General features: G+C 50.0%; 1 protein-coding gene. It reads right to left on the reverse strand.

Annotated elements, in window-relative coordinates; genetic code table 11:
• Positions 1-71 precede the first annotated feature (71 nt).
• A partial coding sequence (gene ilvE, locus ACTHUR_RS11840) for a branched-chain-amino-acid transaminase (protein ID WP_440398702.1) occupies positions 72-1047 on the reverse strand: 976 nt, incomplete at its 5' end.

The raw sequence follows: 1047 nt of genomic DNA on the forward strand, positions 1-1047 counted from the left end.
CTCTAAAAACCAATAAAAAAGGCCGTCTGAAAAAATATTTCAGACGGCCTTTTTTATTGAATGCGTTCTATTTAACAAACTTCGACCAACCAGCCATGTTTGTCTTCTGCCAAACCGTATTGAATGTCGGTAATCGCCTTACGGATTGTATAACCGCGCTCTTGGCTCTTCACTTCAATTTCTTTACCATCAATCACGAAAGAAGTTACCGGAGAAATAACCGCAGCCGTACCGGTCAGAATCGCTTCCGCACCATTCTCAATCGCGGCTTTCAGCTCGTCGACAGTAAAGTTGCGCTCGGTAACGGTGTAGCCCAAATCTTTGGCAACAGTCAGTACAGAATCGCGGGTAACGCCGTGCAGGAATTCGTCTGTCAACGGTTTGGTAATGATTTCATCGCCGTTAATCAGGATAAAGTTAGACGCGCCGGTTTCCTGAACGTCGCCATTCGGGCAGAACAACACTTGGTTTGCACCGTGCTCTGCTTTGGCTTTCAACACCCAAGGCATGGCTGAAGCATAGTTGCCGCCGCATTTCACACGGCCCATATGTGGAGCGCAACGGATATGTTCGGTTTCCACCAAGATTTTAACGGGCGAACCGGCTTTGAAATAGTCGCCGACAGGAGAAGCCAAAATGTACAGCAAGGCTGTTTCGGAAGGAGAACCAGCTTTGCCGATCACAGGATCGGTACCGATCAAAGTCGGACGCAGGTACAACGCGGCTGGCGCATCAGGAATTTCTTCGGCAGAGCGTTTGACCAATTCAATCAAAGCATCCAAATAAGCCTCAGTCTCAGGGCGCGGCAGGTGCAGAATATCCGCACTTTGCTGCATACGCGCGATGTTGGCGGTCGGGCGGAACATCACGATTTTGCCGTTTGCCTGACGGAATGCCTTCAAGCCCTCAAAACATTCGCTGCCGTAATGCAAAGCATGCGCGCCTGGGGCGATTGTCAGGTCTGTGGAAGATTGCCACTCTACCGGCTGCCATTTACCTTCACGATAAGCGATAACGGGCATTTCAGCGTGAAAAACGCTGCCGAAT

Source organism: Neisseria sp. P0021.S007, assembly GCF_051956855.1.